Source organism: Enterovibrio gelatinilyticus, from assembly GCF_028683095.1.
Lineage (GTDB): Bacteria > Pseudomonadota > Gammaproteobacteria > Enterobacterales > Vibrionaceae > Enterovibrio > Enterovibrio gelatinilyticus.
In genome coordinates this window covers 53,590-73,961 of record NZ_JAJUBC010000029.1, presented here as the reverse complement: position 1 = coordinate 73,961, position 20,372 = coordinate 53,590, and the positions used below count along the sequence as shown (strand labels likewise).

The following is a 20,372-nucleotide window of genomic DNA, read 5'->3' as shown; positions in this document are numbered from 1 at the left end:
AAAGGGCTGACGCATCTCCCGTTTGGATGCAGTGAAAGTGATTAGCCAAGCACACAGGCTAACAAGTCAGGTTCCAAGTCATCGTATTGGCGATCTGAAATAATTTCGATGCGGCTTTCCATTGCATCATCCAGTTCCATTTCAGCGAGCGCGTCGAGGGTGAGGTTGTAGCCAAACACGCCAGTATTTGTAATAAACACCGCTTTCATTCTCATCGCTTGAATGGTCAGTAAAAATGCCGAGAGCTTTCTATAGTCGAAGACTTTACTCGCGGAAAAGCGCCAACCGATGCTCGAATAGCCTTCATCTTGGTTTTCTGCTTTAAGGAAGCCACTCTCGGGAAGGGGAAGCTCAGATACCAATGGTGCGGATTGTTTATGGTGATGATGGTGATGGTGATGACCATGACGGTTCAATAAGTGATTCGCGCTTGACCCGAACAGAAGAGAAAACGGAATGTCGCCATTTTGGCTGAGAACAATGTCTATCTGAGGTGCAGCGTTTTCTTTGACGTAATTAGCCAACATCGAAGTGTCGCCTTCTCGATATAAATCGACTTTATTGCCCACCACCACGTCTGCCATCGCAATCTGTTGGTTAAAGGTCGCGTGGTCAGTATATCGAGAGTCTGAGAGTGTTCGAGCATCTACCAAGGTGAGCGTTCTCTGCAACGACAATACCTCACGGTAGTATTCAGACGTCAGCACCTCCAACACTTCTTTGGGATGGCCTAGCCCTGTGGGTTCAATCAACAGACGATCTGGCCTTGCTTCAGACAGCAGTTGTGTCAGCGCGATTTGCATGGGAAGACCCGCTGCACAACACATGCAACCACCGGGTACTTCCCGAATAAACACCCCTTGCTGTTTGGAGTGCGTCCCTTCAAATAAACTGCCATCCACACCAATCTCACCAAACTCATTCACCAAAACAGCCCAGCGCTCGTTAGGCGGTTTACTCTTCAGTAAATGTAAAATCGTTGATGTCTTCCCCACGCCGAGAAAGCCCGTAATAATATTGGTAGGTACGGCGTGTATTTCGTTGGATTTAAAACTCATTCGCTAACCTTTTGTAGCCTTCAACCAAGGTGTTATTTGCCGAAACGACAGACTCAGAAAAGCTGGCATATTCAGGCGGGACTTTTTCGATCGCATCGAGATCAAAGCCGGGGCCAATATTCATCATAGGAGGCACATGGTAGGTAGGCGGCAGATCAATCCCGTCCACCACGCAGTTATGACGAATCACACAACCATCGCCAATCGTGGTGCGAAACATCACACTGTTGAAGCCGATAAAAACATCATCGCCTATCTCACAAGGGCCATGAATGATTGAACGATGAGCAATGGAGGTCTGTTTGCCGATGGTTACGGCTGCACCACTTTTCGAATGGATGACGACGCCATCTTGAATGTTCGAATCCCTTTGAATGTGGATGGGCTGCATCTTGCCCGTTTCATCGACTTCGTCCGCGCGAATAACGGCGTATGGACCCACAAACACATTGTCTTCAATGATGACGTGACCACAGATGATGGCTGTGGGATCAATAAATGCCTTTTCAGAAACGTTTGGGTAGTGACCTGACGGATTTTTTCTCAGCACGTGATTCTCCCGAATTTTCTTTTAGTGAAGCGATCCTTTCCCGCCCCTGTACGAATAGCTTGGCGGCGATATTGGTGACCATAAACAGACACGTGCACACACAGACGATCGTCGCGCCTGTGGGTGTATCAAACACATAGGAACTGCGAAGGCCGATTAAGCTTGCACACACGGCAATTAATGCAGCCATCACTGCCATTATTTCGGGGGTTCGGCTCAACGGACGCGCCGTTGCAGCGGGCACGATTAGCATGGCGGCGATGAGAAGCACACCGACGACTTTAATCGCAACGGCGACAACAATCGCAAGAGAAAGGGTAAGAATGAATTGCTCTCGTTTGGGATTAAAACCGCTCGCCAGTGCAAGATCAGGGTTTAACGTAGAAAGAAGTAACCCAGACCAACGGTAAGCAATGAGAGAGAGCACTAACGCTGCGCCGCCCCAAATTAACCACACATCAGTGGGGCCGACCGCAAGAATATCCCCGAAGAGATAAGACATCAGGTCAATTCTAATGCCAGAAAGAAAAGAAACGGCGACAAGACCAATCGCTAAAGAAGAGTGTGCCATCACACCAAGTAACGTATCCATGGCAAATCCTCGCCCACTGAGGCCTGAAACCGTCATTGCCATTAATAGAGACACCACCAACACACCCGCAAAAATCGGGGTAGATAGAGTGAGTGAAAGTGCCACGCCCAGCACTGCAGCGTGTGCCGTTGCATCACCGAAATAGGCCATGCGTCGCCACACAACGAAGCAACCTAACGGGGCGGCAGCTAAGGCGACGCCGACACTGGCTAGCATTGCGCGAATCAAAAAGTCATCAAACATCTAGAGCATCTCGGTAGCGGGTTGGCGGCGGGATTCGCGCAGATTTAACGCGGTGTCGTCGTGCGCATCAAGACCAAATAGTGCGCGGTATTCTTGCGAATCACTGATCACATCAGGCTCGCCCTGGCAGCAGATATGACCGTTCAAACAAATCACCCAATCCGTTTGTTTCATCACCACATGCAATTCATGGCTGATCATCACAATGGCGCAACCGCGTGTTTCTCTGACCTTGGCGATTTGGCGGTAAAAGTCGGCTGTGCCGCGATGGTCTAACCCTTGTGTTGCTTCATCGAGCAGCAACAAATTCGGTTCCCCAAGCAGTGCGCGAGCCAGCAATACACGTTGAAACTGTCCACCTGATAAATCCATCACCTGTTGTTTATCCAGCCCCGCAACGCCTGCATCTGCAAGTGCCTGCGCCACCACCTCGCTTGAATGTGCGCGAGGTAAATTCATAAAGCGCGAGACGGTGATAGGCAGGGTGTCATCAATGAATAAACGCTGGGGGACATACCCAATGCGCAAATTAAGGGCTTTGTTTATGTCGCCAGCACTTGGGGAAAGTGCGCCAATAAGAGTTTTGAAGAGTGTACTTTTGCCTGCGCCGTTAGGGCCAACAAGGGTGATAATTTCGCCTGCACGCACCGAAAGATTGATGTTGCGGAGAATGTTTCGTTGCCCAAGGTGAACGGACACGTTTTGACACTCAATCAGCATTGAGGCATTTCCTTATTAAAGCCCAAAAAGAAAACAGCGCTAGATCCTAGGGGTGACGCCTGATATGTTTGTTATGTTATAACATAACAATTAGGTTTTCTACTCACGTCAGTTTTTTACTCACGTTAGCTGGCTACTTACGAATTTTTTGAGCTTTTACAGGACTCATTGAAAGGGAGATATTCATGCGTCACTCACTATTTGCTTATGCCGCGTTTGGCTTAAGTATGTCTTTTCACGTTCAAGCAACCCCAAATGTTGCCGTGGACATTGCGCCGCTTCATTCACTGGTTAGCCAAGTCATGGAAGGCGTTGGCGAACCTGACCTATTGATTCCCGCAGAATCTTCGCCGCACGAATACACTCTGCGTCCTTCACAAGCAAAAGCCCTGTCTAATGCCGATGTGGTTTTTTGGATGGGAGAAGGGCTGACACCGTGGCTTGAAAAAGCGTTGGACAATGTCGCGGGTTCAGCGCAGAAAGTCGAAATGCTCGCATTGGAAGAGACGCATACCCATATATACCGTGAAGGGGCGACGTTTGAAGCTCACAGTGATCATGGCGATGAACACCATCGTGATGAGCATCACGACGAAGACGAGCATCATGATGATGAAAAAAATCATGACGAACATAAAGACGATGATGGTCACGACGAGCATAAAGATGAAAGTGACCATCATGGACACAATCACCATGGCAACGATCCGCACGCATGGCTTGACCCTGAAAACGCCAAAGCATGGGTAGCGGTGATCCAAGAAACACTGTCAGCGGCCGACCCTGAGCATGCAGCAACGTACAAACGCAATGCCGCTGATGCGACTGCTTCTTTGAATGCCTTGATTGCTGACACGAACGCCAAAATTGGCAAGCTCGGCAAGGTGAAGTTCATCGTTTTCCACGATGCTTATCAGTATTTTGAAAAGCGTTTTAACGTGATAGCAGCAGGTGCAATATCTCTAGGTGATGCAGAAGATCCAAGCCCTAAGCGCATTAAAGAAATCAGAGAGACAGTCAAAGCACTGAATGTGAATTGCGTATTTACCGAACCCCAATACAACCCCGGCTTGGTGAAGAATGTCTTTCAAGGCACTAGCATTTCAACCATTGGTGTCATGGACCCATTGGGCGCAAGTCTCCCTATTGGCAGTACGCAATATCAAACCTTGATTGAAGCCATGGTAAAAAGTTTAAGTCAGTGTAAATAGCCAGTATCTCAGCCATAGAAAGGCGTGTTGTTCTCAGTGACACGCGTCAAACTCACTGGCTGGATCAAGATAGAACATCTTCTTCCAGCCTTGAGTTTCCGTGGTCATTCGCCAAGGGTAAGGCGCGAGAGTGAGCACGGAATAATGAAGATGAGCGGGTTTGTTGAATGCATTACCCGTTCGCCCTACCGAGCCAATTTCTTCCCCTTGGGATACCCAACGTCCAAGTGTGGGAGAAATGTCTTTGAGATGCGCGTAGTAATGGATCCGCCATTTTGGGCCAAGAATCGCGATCACTTTCCCGCCTTTGCTTATTTCGCCAGCGTACGTCACCCATCCACTGGTGGCAGCAAGAAGCGGCGTGCCTTCTTTCGCGAACACATCAATGCCTTTGTGCACACCCGAACTGCCCCAAGGTTCGAACCAGAACGTTTTCGCATTCCAATCGTTACAGGCGGCATTTTTTACCGGAATAACTGCATCGGAAGGCATCAACAGCCCCGCCCCGAAAAGCACAAGCAATAGGAGAAAAATCCGTTTCATCTCATCAATCCTTTAACGATCTCGCTTCGAGTAATTTTTGCAGTTCAATCAGAAAACCACTTTAAGAAAAGTAACATAAAACCGCACATGTCCTCGATTGTCATCGCGTTGTTAAAAGGAACATGAAAAAGAAAGATTTGCGACCAAAGGGTAGTGAGATACGCAATTGAAGCGTATGCGCAACACATCTGATCGCATCCCCGTTTCCGTAATTTTGTGAAAGCGTGTTAGCAAATGCTAAAGTGTGGAGTGTTTCGACAGTCGCAACGATTCGTCCGTCATGGATGTTCAAGGAGAAGAAATGAGTGACAACCAATATACGCCGCCGAAAGTTTGGGCAAACGAAGCAAGCAGTGGTAACAAATTCGCAAATATTAACAGCCCTGTTTCAGGCGCAAGGTTTGAGCGTGATTTACCTGTTGGCGAGCATGGATTCCAACTTTATTCGCTCGGCACCCCGAATGGTCAGAAAGTCACCATCATGTTTGAAGAACTACTCGCACTCGGCATTACAGAAGCCGAATATGATGCCTTCCTGATCAATATCGGTGACTCAGACCAATTTTCATCAGGGTTTGTCAGTGTAAACCCCAATTCAAAAATCCCGGCACTGGTTGATAAGACAGGTACGGATCCTGTCAACGTGTTTGAGTCAGCGTCAATTCTGATGCACTTGGCTGAGAAGTTCGGTCAATTCCTGCCAGCAAGCGGCCCTGCAAGAACACAAACATTGAACTGGTTGTTCTGGGCGCAAGGTTCTGCGCCATTCTTAGGCGGAGGTTTTGGTCACTTCTATGCGTATGCGGATGTGAAGCAAGAGTACCCAATTAACCGTTTCGCGATGGAAGCTAAGCGCCAGTTAGATGTATTGGACAAGCAGTTGGCTAACAACACCTATGTCGCAGGTGAAGAATACACCATCGCCGACATGGCAATTTGGCCTTGGTACGGTGCCATGGTTTTAGGGCGTATGTACGATGCCGCTGAGTTTTTGGAAGTTAGCTCTTACACCCACGTTGTCCGTTGGGCGAAACAGCTTGATGCGCGTGAAGGTGTGCAACGTGGGCGCATTGTTAACCGTTCATTTGGTGAAGAGTGGGAAAAAGTCTTAGAGCGTCACTCCGCTGAAGACATTGATAAGGTGCTGAAACTACGCCCGTAGCCCTACATTACATTTAATATGAAAGCGCACCTTTTTAGGTGCGCTTTTTTCTACTCATCATGTATTAAGCCATTCTTTCAGCAAGTACTTCTTTGAACGCGAACATACCATTCAAAGCGGCAGGAAAACCTGCGTAAACTCAGACAAGCCAATCTCCGACCATGCCGGATAGGGAGCTTTGACATATTCATTTTTTACTTTTGAAAATGCACTAATGTGCTTCTTTAAATCGATATGGACTGTCGTCATCTCAAGAATATCATCGTAAGTGAGTCCCGCAGCGTTGAGATATACGCCAAGCTTGTAAAATGCATCATGAAACTGCTCTTCTGGATCGGGACTAATGGGTTTGTCTTTGCTCGGCACCGTGACGCCAGATAAAAAAACAGCCCCATCATATTCAATCGCAGGTGAAAAATGCCAATCATCGTAATAGTGTTTAAATTTTTCGGGAGCTATCGTCCAGGAATGCCACACCTAAATCTATATCTTAATACCCACATCCACCCAACCATTTCAATTCTTCAGCCAAATTGGTCTCACTCACGTCTTAGCCGAATAATCTCATGTCGCTCATTTTGAATTGGTTGCACTTCATTTATTCGCTTTCGACGTAAGACAAGCGTCATTGTAAGGATTAAAAAAGCCAGCAGTACGTGGCTGCTGGCTTTTTAGGGTACGTCACCGATTATTTATAATGGCGTATCTCTGTCGATAATATTAAGGCTGTAACACACTTCCGTACTCATCAACGTGAACCACATAGATAGATCTATCGCCGCCATTTTCTGCGGAGTCTTCGCCGTCAAACGTGATGGTAAAGGCCCCCTTGTCGCCAACCGAAGTGATGTCGAAATGGAGGCTATTCACGTTGGTATTTTGACCTGTAAATGACATTTGATTACCCACTTTATCCCCATCTACATTGAATTTCTGGAAGCGGACTTCGTAGCGTTGACTATCACCGATCGACGCCCACACAACCACGTAATCTCCTGCAGTGCCTACACCAGCAACCTTGGCTGGACCATGTCCACCAGACGCCTTGAATTTCTCAACTGCTTGAGTCGACAGGCCATCAGCACCAAAGTGCTGCATGTACGTGTACCATTCATTGTTTTCTATGCCACGCCACACAACAACAAATTGACCTGCTGTCCCAATCTGTGTAATTGATGGCATATCATTGTGTATGGAACCAGATATAGTTAGGGTTTTGATGGAATTAGCAACTGGTTGATTATTGGTGGCATCCATCAGTGCGACTTTAACTACCCCACCCGATGCACCAACAACCGCGTACTTCCCATTACCAATACTGACAATATTCGTTTCTTTATCTGCGTTACCATCGGTGCCGCCGATACTCAGTGTTTGTTGGCTGCCAATTTTGCTACCAGATGAAGATAGCATCACAATGTTAGTCGCAGTTCCTGTCGAACCTTGACGCCAAGCAATGGTGTAATTGCCATTATCCAAAACGCTGATTTCAGGTGCGGATACAATCGGGTAGCCATTTGAGTTCGCTGATACAGAACCTACTACCTGAGCCCCACCGACTTTGTTTCCGGTACTATCAAGTAACTGCATATATAGAGAGAAACCATTATGCCAAACGATCACGCTGGTATTACCTGAACGTGCAGAGGTAACTGATCTGAGCTCAGAAGGCCCCAAATCCATCACTGCTCCCATTGCTGCACCGTTATGCTGACTTGGGTCTGCATAAATGACTTGCGCATAGGAATGCGTGTTGAGGCTAGTACTATTGTTATAACCCGTCCAAGTCACCAACATATCACCGTTATCGTTTAGCATGGTTACCTGAGGTGACTCAATTTTCTGTCTAGTACCAAACGTTAACTCTTCACCTTTAAGCGTACCGTCAGCGTTAAAGCTTTGCAGATAAACTTTATTGTTCCCATGGTAATTTGTATCCCACCCTCTCCAAACAACCGTGTAACTGCCATCGGGATTGGTCGTAGTCACATAGGCAGAGTCATCGGCGGTATTGTCGCCATTTCCTTCCAAGTTTTCAGTGACTGTGCCTGAACCATCATCATCGGCGATAACGATATTTGCACTGCTGAGGTCACTCTTATCATCTTTCGTCCATGCCTCGATAGTGAAATTCTCGCTATTTTCGGCCGTCTCATCGTCTACCGTCGAAATATCAATGCGAACAGAAGTGATCCCTTTCGGCAGGGTGATTTTTGTTAGGGTCGAGGAAATCGTCGCGGTGCCTGTTGTTCCATCTGAGTAGCGCAATGACACAGTATTGCGGTAGTCACTGTTGAGTGCCGCTGTTCCATCTTTTAGAGCCAAGCTAACTGTTGCAGCAGTACCTGTCGTTTCGCCATCGAAATTAATGGTCGCGTAAGCCACTGAGCCTTCACTCACAGAGGCAGAGGCGAGAGTAATTCCAGACACTTCAGGGTTCAGCTCACTTGGGAAAATGGTTTTTGGATAACAAGTGTGAGTTTCCGAAGTTACGGTGGCCATTCCACTTATGCGGCTAGGGAAGAGCCCTACTTTCACCCTCTCGCCAGTAGAGGGTTCAATACGGTACAGAAAGTTGCTGTTCACATTGCCCGTAACATTCTGGTTTTTTGCTGCAACCAACATTTGGCCATTTTGGTCTAGCGTCGCCGCCGCGACAAAATCAATGAAGTGGAACGCTTTCAGCGTTTGCGCGCCAGTTGCTGTGTCGATTTCGAACGTGCGCCCATTCGTCACAAACAGAAGCTCACCTTCGTAAAATACAAACGAACCCCAGCTAGAATATCCACCAAAACGTAGATTGCTATCAAAAGTACCTATATCGGTGGTCTCGCCTGTTTCAGGATCAACTTTGAAAATAGCGGTGGCATTAGACGCAAATAATTCGCCAGTATCTGGGTGGAATGCCATGCGCATAATTTGTTTTTTTACCGTTGGTCCAGCAACATGATTTCCTGTCGTAGGATCCATATAAGCAAGCTGATATGACTTTCTCTTCTTTGAATGAAGGTCAAGGCCTGCATATTCCTCAGCCGTGAAGTCACTTTCTGGGATATCAATATAAAAGTCAGTCGGCTGTGTTGCATTGGCATAATAAATACGATCGGTAATGCGGTCATACGACATCGCTGAACCGCTAAACATTGAGCGAGAATGATAAGTGGAGCGATTCACAGCATCAGTTACATAAACACCGGTCATCTTGTCCAATTCTTGAACATCTAAAAGAATACCAACGTGATTACGCCCAGCATTCATTGAATAAACGTTTCCAGAACATTCAGCAACAGCTTGCGCCGAGGTCAGTGCGCCGGCTAAGACAGCAATTGAAATCAAAGATTTTTTCATCATGAAATTTACCCATCGTCCATAATTTTTGGCAAGTATATGCACACCACTCAACGAACCAATTACAAAGCAACTCTTGCTCATTCAACTTGGCTGTCCATGCGACAAAAAGAGTGACCAACAAAAAGTCAGGCTTTTCTTTGTCACGATTTTTTACGATGAGTAATGATGTGTGGTAGAGCATATATCCTTACTACGAACCCAATTATCTCATTATTGAAACAGCACTTGTTTATAGTGTTTTTTCAGCAGAACCTGACCGCTTTAACAGTGGTCAGGAATGAGAAAAGGATGGCAATAGCTGAAAATTAAGCATGAATAATGACTGAGAAAACATCACCGAGATTAGAAGTGTATATTTCAATGCTTCATACTTGAAAGTGAATCTCATGAATGCAAAGCATCACCAAAAAGGCAGGATATTAATGTTTATGCATATCAATTCTATGTGTGACTTGCAGCGATATGCGTCATTTCAAAAATGCTTTTTTCGGGATCACAGCCCTGAACTATGCCCTAGTTACTCGCTGGATTTTACATATGCCACAGCCCAATGTAGCGCGTATTAGAAGTTTAATCGCTCATGCAATATTTGGTTTATGCCTATATTTATCGGCTTCAATAAGAACCTTAATTATTTAGCACGAAATTTGAAATAATACCGAGTTCGTTGACTAGCTCTATGCTGTTAAAAAAAGACCTATTAGTATCATGCCCGTCACGGTTTATATCAGCCTCTTTTTTTTGGGAGAAGAAAGCTGAGATCAAGGTATTGGCACCCTTAAAGGCATTCACTTGGCTCCCTGCTGAGAAGCCTTTGTGATGGAGCAATAAAAAGCGGATAGGGTGTTAAGGGCAGCCGCGTTGGGCGAGGGCTGCCTTACGTTGATTGTCTATCAATTCCTTTTGTCTTGCATCCAAACCCGCCCTCATTTCGTCTCATTCCTAGCTACCTCATCCATTGCCCTGAGCGGTAGCTGTCATTCTTGCGTCGGTTTTTACCCGCTTAATCCGCGACGCGCATCGATAGTCAAATGTAAGGAAACCAACATGCGAAACATCTTCATCTTGCTCACCGCCAGTTTCAGCATTCTCATTGTTCAACCTATATTTGCAAAACAGAGTAAAGGAATCGAGTTTCTGAACTCCGGTACCGTTCTTCCTACGCATCTTCCTTTTTCCGAGGCTGTCAGAGTGGATAAAACCCTTTACCTGTCCGGGCAGATCGGCATTTTACCCGGCACACTCACCTTAGCGCCGGGAGGAATAGAAGCGGAATCAAAGCAGACGATGGAAAACATCAAAACGTCGCTCAGCGCTAACGGCTATGCCATGAGCGATCTAGTGAAATGTACCGTCCTACTCGCAGACATGTCCGAATGGCAGACGTTCAACGGCATCTACAAAGCGTATTTTTCTGACCGATACCCAGCGCGAAGTGCAATCGGTGCCAATGGTTTGGCATTGGGTGCAAAAGTAGAAGTGGAATGTATTGCAGCGGTTGATTGATACGGCGAACGTTATCAAGTGACCGTCACGGTAATTTGCTAGGTGCCGCGCCTCCACGCAAAAGGTACAACACCTAGCATCGCGCCAGTAAACTCGCCCATCGGGTCGCTATTAAAGAAGTGATACTCCGAACTATCCCCATTGGTGCGATTAGCTCTCGTCGAATCGGATGCGTTGATTTTGACTATACGCGTCTTGTTTTTCTTGTTGGTGCAACGCACTTTTCAATTCACAGTCGTTGTTAAAACCGACACTTCGCCAACCCAGCCCATACTCTTTCCCATAAATGCCCGTCAAATCTAACAGCCAATATTGTTTATTATTTTCAATCAGTTCAAGGATATTCTTAACCATCATCTTCATCTCGTTTTCGTGGGAATGACAACAATATAGCGAGGTAAAAAAAGCAGATTGGTACGATGAAGGCAGGTACTAATACTTTTGCCGCAACTTAGTTTTTCGGATGTGAAAGACTGCTAAAATCGGCATGCAGCAATAAGGCCGAGTGAAAACCGTGAGACAAAAGAAAACCGCATTAGAAAAGCCACCAAGACGCAAAGGCTTTTCATGGCGCTATAGAAAAATTGAGCAAGAACAAAAGCCCACACTCTGGCATTGCCATGAAGAGTACGAACTGGCTCTGCATCGGAATTTTGTGGGAACGGCTGCGGTATCGCACCATGAAACGCCCGTCGCTCACAATCATCTTATGCTGATAGGGCCGAATCTGCCCCACGCCGTGACATCAAAAGATATTGAAGGACAACAATGTGAAACCCACGTGGTTTGGTTTCGCGAATCGTGGATTAAACAGTTGATGGCTAGCTGTGAGGAACTGAGAAACCTCACCCCATTGCTTGAGCGCTCCAAGCTCTGCATTGAATTCTCGGAACGAACGGCAGAAGACGTATTTCAGCTTTTAGATAATTGCCCCAACACCAGCCCAATCGACCAGTTAGCGACTTTTCTTCAAGTGCTTTCGGTATTGGCGCAAGACAGCCAAAGTAAAACGCTGCTGCCGACCGCTTTGGGTCAAACCAAATTCGATGATGCAGAACGCGCCAAGATAGAGAAAATCTGTGATTACTTAGCACGTAATATGGCAAAGCCCATCACTCTCTCTGATCTCGGCAAGGCATTTCACGCCAGCGATAGCAGTATTCAACGCCTCTTTACCGATCACTTTGGCGAAAGCTTTTCATCTTATTTGAAAAAGCTTCGTCTAGGGCATGCATGCAGTGAATTGCAAATGACGACCAAGCCCATCGGCTTAATCGCAGAGAGCGTTGGGTACAGAAACCTGTCGAACTTTAATCGCCAATTTAAGCAGTACAAGCAACTGACCCCAAGAGAATATCGGGGGCAGTTTAAGAGGGGAGTGTCATAGCTAAAGAAAAAGAGGTCGAGGCATTTTTGAGTGCCTGTACTCGTATACTCTTCGCGCTTTTTTTGGCGAGTGCATCACCAACACTTCAGGGTAATGAAAGCTTGGACAGTTACACGTCCAATTGCTCAAAGTACTTGATTTGTGGGGGAGAAAGTAGAAATTCCGCGAGCTTCGCTAACACTCCATTTTCAGCAATATGTTGTAGATAGGCTTGGTGGCTTTCCACGGATAACCATTCTTCATCCAACAACATTTCATCGCTATTTGTGTCATACAAAACGCTCACACGTCGATTACCCTGAAACCCTCTTACGTTAGGGAGGTTAATTTCAAGAAAAGGGTAAAGCAATTCAAATTGATCAGCTTTGACTTGGCAGTTTAGGGTGACTCGAACACTCATTTTGAGCTCCTTCACGTTAACAGTGAGCATGAAGTTAAAGCGTTACCGGAGAGACGACTGCTTTCAAACCGCCAAAAATACCGTTTTTCGGTCAATTCGCCCTTTTTATTTGATTAGGTGTTTTTCCATACTTCAATTTAAACACTCGGATGAAGTTTGATACATTGTCATACCCCACTTCTAATGCCACGTCGGTCACTGATATCGTCCCTCGCTCTAGAAGCGTGTTGGCATGCGTCAGCCTTTTGTCCCGTAGCCACTTCTGAGGTGTGATGCGATAGATACGTTTGAAATCTCGATTAAAGCTTGAAATGCTTCTTCCTGAAAGCTGTGCCAAATCACGGATCGTCAAGAAAAGTACTTCGTCTGATTCGAGCAAGCGATGAAGGTTGCGTTTGGTCGATATCGCCTTTTTGGAAAGCAATGCGTGAATAGTGTCTTTGTCACCAACGAATGCCAAAAGATGCAAGAGTTCTTGGAGTTTGACATCCAAATAGCTTGAGGACGTGATATCAGATTGAATCGTAGTGAAGAAATTGGCTAAGCAGTTGTCTTTATCTGCCAGAACACAAAAACCTTGCTCCGCACTAGATACCCGAACATCCCTTTTTGCCTTTTTCAGGTATTCAACGACCATGAGTTCATCAAAGAACACCAAATACGCCTTCAACGTTTCCGTGCTTTTGACAAAATCCGAGTGCAGATTCAGCCCTTGTCCAAGCAATATCGCCGATCCCGCGTGCAGTTCAATGGTGTCGTTGTCGCTATTGGTCAGCGTTTCGCGACCACTTTCAATGAATATCAAACAGGGTTGATTGGTATAGAACTCTATGTCCATCAAGTCTTGCTCGAGGTGCTTTCGAAATATCACTGCATCACCACGGTGCATCAATACACTGACATCTTTCAGCGCGAATAATGCTTGTGGGAGCACTAGAATATTGGATTGTGTATATTCATAAATCGTATTCATTATTTATAACAGCACCCAATTCCGTCGCGGCTAAGATGAGTTTGCCGACATCAATCACTACGCGTTAATCACCTTTGACAACTAAGCATATAGCATCTTGATTACGAATGAGCGAGTCTTCTTGAGGATGATTATTTTGCCCGCTGGTGTTTACTCCACAGGAGGAAAACAGGGAAAACGGGACAGGCAAGAAAATGCACCAGTCCCCGCTTTGCATGAAAAGGGGCAGAAACGGTTTAGAGTTACTGAACTAAACCGTTTCTATCAGGCTAAAAAAAGCACCTTCAAACCATAAACTCGCATTATGAGCCTATCTACGCAAATGCTAGACTTTCTTAGCTACTGATTTAAATGCACTTATTCAAAGATTAACGAAAACTTGGGATAATCGCCGGTATCCCTGGAAGTAAACCAACCAATGCCATCACACCACTTAGCACGATAAACATAGTGCCAGGCAACACCCAGCGGCTCATTTTACTAAGCTCACTACTACGTTCCTTACAACCGACTAAGCCTAAGTTATCCAACAGCATGGTGAGAGCCCAACCAAATGCAGGGTTAACGAGCGCTGAAGAAAATACAACAATCGCTGCCGACTGTGTGGTTTTACCTTCACGCGTCATTTCCATTCCAGCTTCTAGCAATGGCACAAATACCCCAACAATGAGCGCGACACAAAGTACAGGTTGCCAAATAGCTAAATCCATCGGGTAACCCCAAATGGCGGCAATGATACAGAACAGAGCCGTGAGCAAAGCGCCAGCAGGAATAGGACGCTTAGCAATCGCTGCCGGTACGATATAAGTCCCCCATGAAGACGTAAAGTTTGTGCCACCGAGCAGAGAACCGAACGTTTGACGAATTGAAGCGGTGGTCATGGTATCGTCAATGTTCATATGTACTTTTTCGGTACGTTTTGGATAGCTGATTTTTTGAAATACTTGATGTCCTAAGAAATCTGGCGACCACATCGCCACAGCTAAAATAGCAAACGGTAATACCACCATGAAATGTTCAATCGTAGGTAGGCCTAGCATCCAGCCTGTATCTTCTCCCCACCAATACATGGGGTTCATGTTGGGTAAACCTGGCTCGGTTTGGAAAGAAAACGGCGCACCCATAGCAAAAGCTAACGTACCACCCAGCAAGCAACTAAGAGGGACGGCTAGCCAACGTTTACGGAAATGTTCCAATAACGCATACAGAATAATGGTGCAAAAGATCACGACAAAAGCGATGTGGCTCATTCCGATTCCCTCCGCCCAAGCGAACAGCTTTTTAACTTGAGAAGCGGTTCCAACAAAGCCAAGGTAGAGCAATAAGCCGCCACACACGCCTTTACTGGTGAGATTTGCCAGCATGCTGCCACCTTTACTGATGGCTAACAGTATGCCAAAAGCGCCAATCAGCAAACCAAAGGCCATAGGGTGCCCGCCTGCTGCAACGACTATAGGAATTAAAGGGATGAGTGGGCCGTGTGTACCCGCGAGGTTTGCGGTCGGCAATAGAAAGCCTGAGAAAAGAATGATGAAAACAGAGGCGATCAGTAGTTCATAACGAACATTTTCTAATATAAATCCTTCATTCAGCCCTAGCGCACCGGCAAAGGTTGCTGCAATGGCTCCCACCATTACAACTTTACCAATGGTCGCTGCCATCGCTGGAATGGTATCTTCTATCTCAAATCGATAATCTTTAAACGGCAAATTGGGACGCCAGCGTTTAGGCGCCATAATTTGCAACTCGTGCTCTAAATATTGTTCTCGGGACTCAAATTCCGATCTTGGTTTATGCTGTTGTTCATAAGTGAGTTCATCTTCATTGGCTTGAGGTTTATCTGTTCGTATATGTAGGGACTCTAAAGTGCTGCTCATTGTGATTCCTTTCGTTCACACTCTAAGGTGTGTTTTTCCAACCAGCGTTATTTACTCACTAAGCGAAGATTAAGCGAGTAGTCGTCTATATATTTTCTGCTACAAGAACTCGATGACTGAATTTTATGAACCCTTGAAATTTAGTTGCTAGTACCTTATACCAAACGAGAAAACACAAGTAGTCTCATATAGTTAGACATTAGTCGTAGGGTACGACTACCAGCATGGGCTTTGTTATGGAATTCTATAGAACTAGCCTCAAGGGCTTTGGCGAAAGCGAATGGAAGGTCAAGAAGCATGGTACTGACGGAAAGCGCAGAGTCTGGAGAAAGTTGCATTTAGCGGTGGATATCAGTACTCACAACCACTAAATCAACATTACTAGCCAACTTTCAACCACCTCTATTTATTACTTAGAATCAATGGAAGCAATATAAATATGAGAAAAAGTAAGTCAAATCTTGCTTGGTTTGATTAATGTGTTTGTCTGACGAAACAAGAAAAGGGGCAGAAATGAGCCAGCTCGATGCGGGACTCACTCCTCACAGCGTGCTCTTCACAAAGTTACCCACTTAACTAACCCCAACCTTATCCCCAATTTCTGTGCATAACTCCCACGTAATCGATGGCTTCAATGGCTTAGGGATTGCAAGTAATTGTGTGACTTTCGTTCAACTTTCATCTGTAAATCTCACGCACAAAAAAGGGCAGGATTGTCATCCTGCCCTTTTCAATTTTCGCCTTGCTTAAAAGGCGATTTGCACGCGGTGCTTACACGTCGTAGGTGGTAGACGAGATGTTACCGCCTGTACCAGTCCAGTTCGTGTGGAAGAACTCGCCACGTGCTTTGTCAGTGCGCTCGTAAGTGTGCGCGCCGAAGTAGTCACGTTGTGCCTGAATCATGTTCGCTGGAAGGCGAGCGGTGGTGTAACCGTTCAGGAAGGTCAGTGCAGAAGACATACATGGCATTGGTAGTCCGCTTTCGAACGACTTAGCCACCACTTTACGCCATGCTGGCAGGCTGCCTTGTAGGATGTCTTTGAAGTACGCATCTGTGCCTAGGAACGGCAGTTCTGGGTTTGCTTCAAACGCATCACGGATGTTGCCAAGGAATGCGCTGCGGATGATACAACCGCCACGCCACATCAGCGCCACGTTGCCGTAGTTCAGTTCCCAGTTGTTCGCTTCAGACGCTTCGCGGATCAGCATGAAGCCTTGCGCATAAGAGATGATTTTAGATGCAAGCAACGCTTGGCGTAGGGCATCTAGCCACTCTGACTTGTCGCCTTCAACCGGCTGAATTGGGTTGTCGAACAGCGCCGCTGCTTCAACACGTTGGTCTTTCAGTGAAGACAATACGCGTGCGAATACTGACTCGGTGATCAGGGTCAATGGAATGCCCAGATCAAGCGCGTTGATGCCTGTCCATTTGCCAGTGCCTTTTTGGCCCGCTGCATCCATGATTTTCTCAACCAATGGCTCACCGTCTTCGTCGCGGTAACCAAGGATGTCTGCGGTGATCTCAACCAAGTAGCTGTCTAGCTCGGTTTTGTTCCACGCTGCGAAGGTCGCTTGCATTTCATCATGCGACATACCTAGGCCTTCTTTCATGAAGTGGTAGGCTTCGCTGATCAGCTGCATGTCGCCGTATTCAATACCGTTGTGAACCATTTTCACGAAGTGGCCTGCACCTTCACGGCCAACCCAGTCACAACATGCTTCGCCGTCGTCAGTTTTCGCTGCAATCGCTTGGAAGATTGGCTTCACGAAAGGCCATGCTTCTGGGCTGCCGCCAGGCATGATTGAAGGCCCGAAACGTGCGCCTTCTTCACCACCAGACACGCCAGTACCCACAAAGTGGATGCCTTTTTCACGTAGTTCTGCCACGCGGCGGTTGGTGTCAGGGTAGTTGGTGTTACCACCATCAATGATGATGTCGCCTTCGTCTAGCAGTGGGACTAGTGCGTTGATGAACTGATCGACAACATCGCCAGCACGAACCATCAACATCACTTTACGTGGCGTTTCTAGCTTGCTCACCATGTCTTCTAGTGAAGTGGCACCTACAATGTTGGTGCCTTTCGCTGGGCCTTCAAGGAACTCGTCCACTTTGGCGACAGTACGGTTAAAGGCAACGACTTTGAAGCCGTGGTCGTTCATGTTCAGGATCAGGTTTTGACCCATCACGGCCAGTCCGATGACTGCAATATCAGCTTTCATTTATCTATTTCTCCTTAGGCCAGCTCTTGAGCTGCGTCTGAATCTAAATACCACTCGGTGGTGCCCGCTGTTGAGCGAACCTGCGCTGCAGGGTAAGCCTCTGCCGTTGGCGCGTTGTCGGCAATTTCTTTCAATACCGATGCTTTGCTTGCGCCCAATACCAAGTAGGTGATGCGTTTTGCGTTTTCTAACAGATGCGCGGTTTTCGACACACGGAGCTGATGGCTCTCTGGGTGTGATGCAATGGTCGCGATTTCTGTGGTTTTGTAATCTGTTTTGCCCGGGAACAACGAGGCGGTGTGCCCGTCTGTGCCCATGCCCAGCATGATCCAATCAAAAGCAGGCACGCCTTCTTGATCCACTGCGCCTTCTGCATTCGGAATGGTGTCTAGCATTTCTTCCGTAAAGCGGATCACTTCGGCTGCTGCAAAATCTTCACCACGAATGCGGTGAATGTTTTCGGCTGGGATTTGAATGTGGTCAAATAATAGCGCTTTGGCTTGGCCGTAGTTGCTTTGCTCATCTTCTGGCGCGACGCATCGTTCGTCGCCCCACCAGAAGTGCAGGTTTTGCCACTGAATACGAGTCGCGTAATCAGAGTTCGCCAAGTAGCTGAAAAGCTGTGATGGCGTGCTGCCGCCAGACAGGGAAATGTGCACAGGGCGAGCCATTTCGCTGTATTCCAGCAGGCTATTTGCTAACGCTTCAACGACCTGTTGGCTGTCGTCAAACACGCGGTAATTCATATTACTCATAGTTCGCAATAATCCGTGCTTGCTAGGTTCTTACAAGGGAAGCGCCATGAACGATCTTCTTCATAAAGCAGTTCGTCGGCTTCTTTCGGTCCCCATGTCCCTGCGGCGTAGCCGTATAGGTGCTCTGGGTTTTCCTTGTATTCCAAAATGGGTTGTACGAATTCCCAACATGCTCTTACTGCATCTGTACGGGCAAACAATGTGGCATCGCCTTTCATTGAATCGAGCAATAGGCGCTCGTAAGCCGTTAGCATTTGCGTTTCTTCAAGCGTGTCGTAATGGAAATCCATCGAAACTTCTTTGGCTTTAAAGCCTGCGCCTGGTTCTTTCAAACCAAAGCTCATTTGAATGCCTTCGTCAGGTTGAATACGAATGATCAACTTGTTCTCTGGGGCATTCGCGCCAAACACTGGGTGCGGCGTTTTCTGGAAGTGAATCACCACTTCTGTCACGCGAGTTGGCAAACGCTTACCTGTGCGCACATAGAACGGCACGCCGTTCCAACGCCAGTTGTCGATAAACATTTTCAAGCCAACATACGTTTCTGTGCGCGAATCATCCGCAACACCATTTTCTTGGCGATAGCCTTTCAGGTGAGCGCCGCGCACATCCGACTCGGTGTATTGTCCCAGTACGAGATTCTTCTGCAACTTTTCTTCGGTCAGAGGTTGAAGGCTATTTAGCACTTTCACCACTTCGTTACGCATAGAATCTGCGTTAATAACCGCTGGCGGTTCCATACCCACCATCGCCAAAACTTGCAGCAAGTGGTTTTGGAACATGTCACGCACTGCGCCCGCGCCATCGTAATAACCACCACGTTCTTCTACGCCGAGAAATTCTGCCGCAGTGATTTCAACGTAATCGATGAAGTTACGATTCCAAAGCGGTTCGAACATACCGTTAGCAAAACGGAAAACCAGGAGGTTTTGGACGGTTTCTTTACCAAGGTAGTGGTCAATACGGTAGATTTGGTGTTCTTTGAAGGAGTTGTGAAGACTCTTGTCGAGTTCTTCAGCGGTAGCAAGGTCGTAACCGAAAGGCTTTTCAACAATCAAGCGTTTCCAGCCATTGTTTTCCGTGTTCAAGCCATGCGCCGCAAGGCTTGTTGGGATCACACTGTATAGACTTGGCGGAGTTGCCAAATAGAACGTGGTGTTGCCACCCGTCTCATAAACTTGCTCAATGTCTTCTAATCGCGTTTTTAGCTTCGCATAATCTTCAACGTTAGACGTGTCGATTGCCTGATAATGCACGCGTTGAAGGAAATCTGTCAGCATTTGCTGGTCGACTTTTTCATTGGCTGTCAGCGAATCTTTGAGTTTTGCTTGGAATTCCGCATCCGTAAATTGCGTGCGGCTCACCCCGATAATGGCAAACTTTTCTGACAACAGTCCATTGGCAAAAAGATGATAAAAAGCGGGAATCAACTTGCGATGGGTCAAATCACCCGACGCCCCAAAGATGACGATACAATTATTTTCTGGTTTGACCATAATGCTATCCCACTTGCCCCAAAACCCTCAGAGCAAGTCATTCATTTTTTTAGTGATAAAACTATAAACACTAAGAAGAAAAGTGATAGTCGTTTTTACCTATCAAAATAATAGGTAAACCCTGTTCTACATACGTTATGTGAGCCATTGAAGCTCGTATGCACAACAATTGAACGTTGTTTGCCGCCATGACTTTCACGTAGGGCGACAGAATAATGATAGACGCAGCAAGAAACAAACCGATCTCGCCTTTTCTGCGCAAAAATAATGAAAGCTAAAAGCCTGTCGCAGGGTTAAGTCATTGCTAAAACACGAAACTTGATGATCT

The 20,372-nt window shown here is 46.7% G+C and carries 18 protein-coding genes and 2 pseudogenes; 5 read left to right on the top strand and 15 right to left on the bottom strand.

All coding sequences use genetic code 11. The annotated features are described in order from the left end of the window. Window positions 1-41: 41 nt before the first annotated feature. Genes LRP50_RS20295 through LRP50_RS20280 form a run of 4 tightly spaced genes read right to left on the bottom strand, consistent with a single transcriptional unit; the run spans window position 42 to window position 3,163 of the window. Complete coding sequence (locus tag LRP50_RS20295) at window positions 42-1,058, bottom strand: CobW family GTP-binding protein (protein WP_274166269.1); 1,017 nt, start codon at window positions 1,056-1,058, stop codon at window positions 42-44. After that, window positions 1,048-1,608 (bottom strand): DapH/DapD/GlmU-related protein, encoded by a 561-nt coding sequence (locus LRP50_RS20290; RefSeq protein ID WP_274166268.1) that lies wholly within the window; start codon window positions 1,606-1,608, stop codon window positions 1,048-1,050. The genes LRP50_RS20295 and LRP50_RS20290 overlap by 11 nt, the downstream gene beginning before the upstream one ends. Then, window positions 1,565-2,443 carry a metal ABC transporter permease gene (locus LRP50_RS20285; protein ID WP_274166267.1) on the bottom strand — a complete coding sequence of 293 codons (879 nt, stop codon included), beginning with the start codon at window positions 2,441-2,443 and terminating at the stop codon, window positions 1,565-1,567. Before LRP50_RS20285 ends, LRP50_RS20290 begins: the two co-directional genes overlap by 44 nt. Beyond that, entirely contained in the window at window positions 2,444-3,163 is a 720-nt protein-coding gene (locus LRP50_RS20280; protein ID WP_274166266.1) for a metal ABC transporter ATP-binding protein, read from the bottom strand. A gap of 185 nt (window positions 3,164-3,348) precedes the next feature. Between LRP50_RS20280 and LRP50_RS20275 the strand changes: the two genes are divergently transcribed. Further along, window positions 3,349-4,374 (top strand): zinc ABC transporter substrate-binding protein, encoded by a 1,026-nt coding sequence (locus LRP50_RS20275; RefSeq protein WP_274166265.1) that lies wholly within the window; start codon window positions 3,349-3,351, stop codon window positions 4,372-4,374. Between the two features lie 33 nt (window positions 4,375-4,407). On the opposite strand, the gene LRP50_RS20270 is transcribed toward LRP50_RS20275, so the two are convergent. Then, complete coding sequence (locus LRP50_RS20270) at window positions 4,408-4,917, bottom strand: M23 family metallopeptidase (RefSeq protein ID WP_274166264.1); 510 nt, start codon at window positions 4,915-4,917, stop codon at window positions 4,408-4,410. 301 nt (window positions 4,918-5,218) lie between these two features. Between LRP50_RS20270 and yghU the strand changes: the two genes are divergently transcribed. Further along, window positions 5,219-6,079: a glutathione-dependent disulfide-bond oxidoreductase gene (gene yghU, locus LRP50_RS20265; protein WP_274166263.1), complete on the top strand. Its 861-nt coding sequence runs from the start codon at window positions 5,219-5,221 to the stop codon at window positions 6,077-6,079. A 64-nt stretch (window positions 6,080-6,143) separates the two neighbouring features. Here yghU and LRP50_RS20260 read toward each other — a convergent pair. The 3 genes and pseudogenes from LRP50_RS20260 to LRP50_RS20250 all read right to left on the bottom strand — a co-directional run. Further along, a pseudogene (locus LRP50_RS20260) lies at window positions 6,144-6,218 on the bottom strand (carboxymuconolactone decarboxylase family protein); the annotation flags it as partial. Then, window positions 6,191-6,556 carry a Rid family hydrolase gene (locus LRP50_RS20255; protein ID WP_274166262.1) on the bottom strand — a complete coding sequence of 122 codons (366 nt, stop codon included), beginning with the start codon at window positions 6,554-6,556 and terminating at the stop codon, window positions 6,191-6,193. The pseudogene LRP50_RS20260 and the gene LRP50_RS20255, both read right to left, overlap by 28 nt. A gap of 243 nt (window positions 6,557-6,799) precedes the next feature. Then, window positions 6,800-9,430 (bottom strand): hypothetical protein, encoded by a 2,631-nt coding sequence (locus tag LRP50_RS20250; RefSeq protein WP_274166261.1) that lies wholly within the window; start codon window positions 9,428-9,430, stop codon window positions 6,800-6,802. Between the two features lie 1,047 nt (window positions 9,431-10,477). Between LRP50_RS20250 and LRP50_RS20245 the strand changes: the two genes are divergently transcribed. Continuing rightward, window positions 10,478-10,936 carry a RidA family protein gene (locus LRP50_RS20245; RefSeq protein ID WP_274166260.1) on the top strand — a complete coding sequence of 153 codons (459 nt, stop codon included), beginning with the start codon at window positions 10,478-10,480 and terminating at the stop codon, window positions 10,934-10,936. A gap of 150 nt (window positions 10,937-11,086) precedes the next feature. Here LRP50_RS20245 and LRP50_RS20240 read toward each other — a convergent pair whose 3' ends face one another. Then, entirely contained in the window at window positions 11,087-11,293 is a 207-nt protein-coding gene (locus LRP50_RS20240) for a hypothetical protein (RefSeq protein ID WP_274166259.1), read from the bottom strand. A 157-nt stretch (window positions 11,294-11,450) separates the two neighbouring features. Here LRP50_RS20240 and LRP50_RS20235 point away from each other — a divergent pair, with 157 nt between their 5' ends. Further along, window positions 11,451-12,323 carry a helix-turn-helix transcriptional regulator gene (locus LRP50_RS20235; protein ID WP_274166258.1) on the top strand — a complete coding sequence of 291 codons (873 nt, stop codon included), beginning with the start codon at window positions 11,451-11,453 and terminating at the stop codon, window positions 12,321-12,323. Window positions 12,324-12,432: 109 nt separating this feature from the next. Here the strand turns inward: LRP50_RS20235 and LRP50_RS20230 are convergent, their stop codons facing one another. The 3 genes from LRP50_RS20230 to LRP50_RS20220 form a co-directional block, all read right to left on the bottom strand. Continuing rightward, window positions 12,433-12,723 carry a putative quinol monooxygenase gene (locus tag LRP50_RS20230; RefSeq protein ID WP_274166257.1) on the bottom strand — a complete coding sequence of 97 codons (291 nt, stop codon included), beginning with the start codon at window positions 12,721-12,723 and terminating at the stop codon, window positions 12,433-12,435. A 91-nt stretch (window positions 12,724-12,814) separates the two neighbouring features. Further along, entirely contained in the window at window positions 12,815-13,696 is an 882-nt protein-coding gene (locus LRP50_RS20225) for an AraC family transcriptional regulator (RefSeq protein WP_274166256.1), read from the bottom strand. A 368-nt stretch (window positions 13,697-14,064) separates the two neighbouring features. Beyond that, window positions 14,065-15,573 (bottom strand): DUF3360 domain-containing protein, encoded by a 1,509-nt coding sequence (locus LRP50_RS20220; protein ID WP_274166255.1) that lies wholly within the window; start codon window positions 15,571-15,573, stop codon window positions 14,065-14,067. Between the two features lie 251 nt (window positions 15,574-15,824). On the opposite strand from LRP50_RS20220, the pseudogene LRP50_RS20215 reads away from it, so the two are divergent. After that, window positions 15,825-15,935 (top strand): annotated as a pseudogene (locus LRP50_RS20215) (IS5/IS1182 family transposase); the annotation flags it as partial. Between the two features lie 409 nt (window positions 15,936-16,344). Here the strand turns inward: LRP50_RS20215 and gnd are convergent. From gnd to zwf, 3 genes are read right to left on the bottom strand one after another with little or no spacing between them, the layout of a single operon-like run. Beyond that, on the bottom strand, window positions 16,345-17,793 hold the full coding sequence (gene gnd / locus LRP50_RS20210; RefSeq protein ID WP_274166254.1) for a decarboxylating NADP(+)-dependent phosphogluconate dehydrogenase: 1,449 nt from the start codon (window positions 17,791-17,793) through the stop codon (window positions 16,345-16,347). Between the two features lie 14 nt (window positions 17,794-17,807). Beyond that, the gene (pgl, locus tag LRP50_RS20205; protein WP_274166253.1) at window positions 17,808-18,548 is read right to left on the bottom strand and encodes a 6-phosphogluconolactonase; all 741 of its coding nucleotides are present in this window, start codon (window positions 18,546-18,548) and stop codon (window positions 17,808-17,810) included. Then, window positions 18,545-20,044, bottom strand: coding sequence for a glucose-6-phosphate dehydrogenase (gene zwf / locus LRP50_RS20200; RefSeq protein ID WP_274166252.1), 1,500 nt, complete (start codon window positions 20,042-20,044; stop codon window positions 18,545-18,547). The genes pgl and zwf overlap by 4 nt, the downstream gene beginning before the upstream one ends. Between the last annotated feature and the right edge of the window lie 328 nt (window positions 20,045-20,372).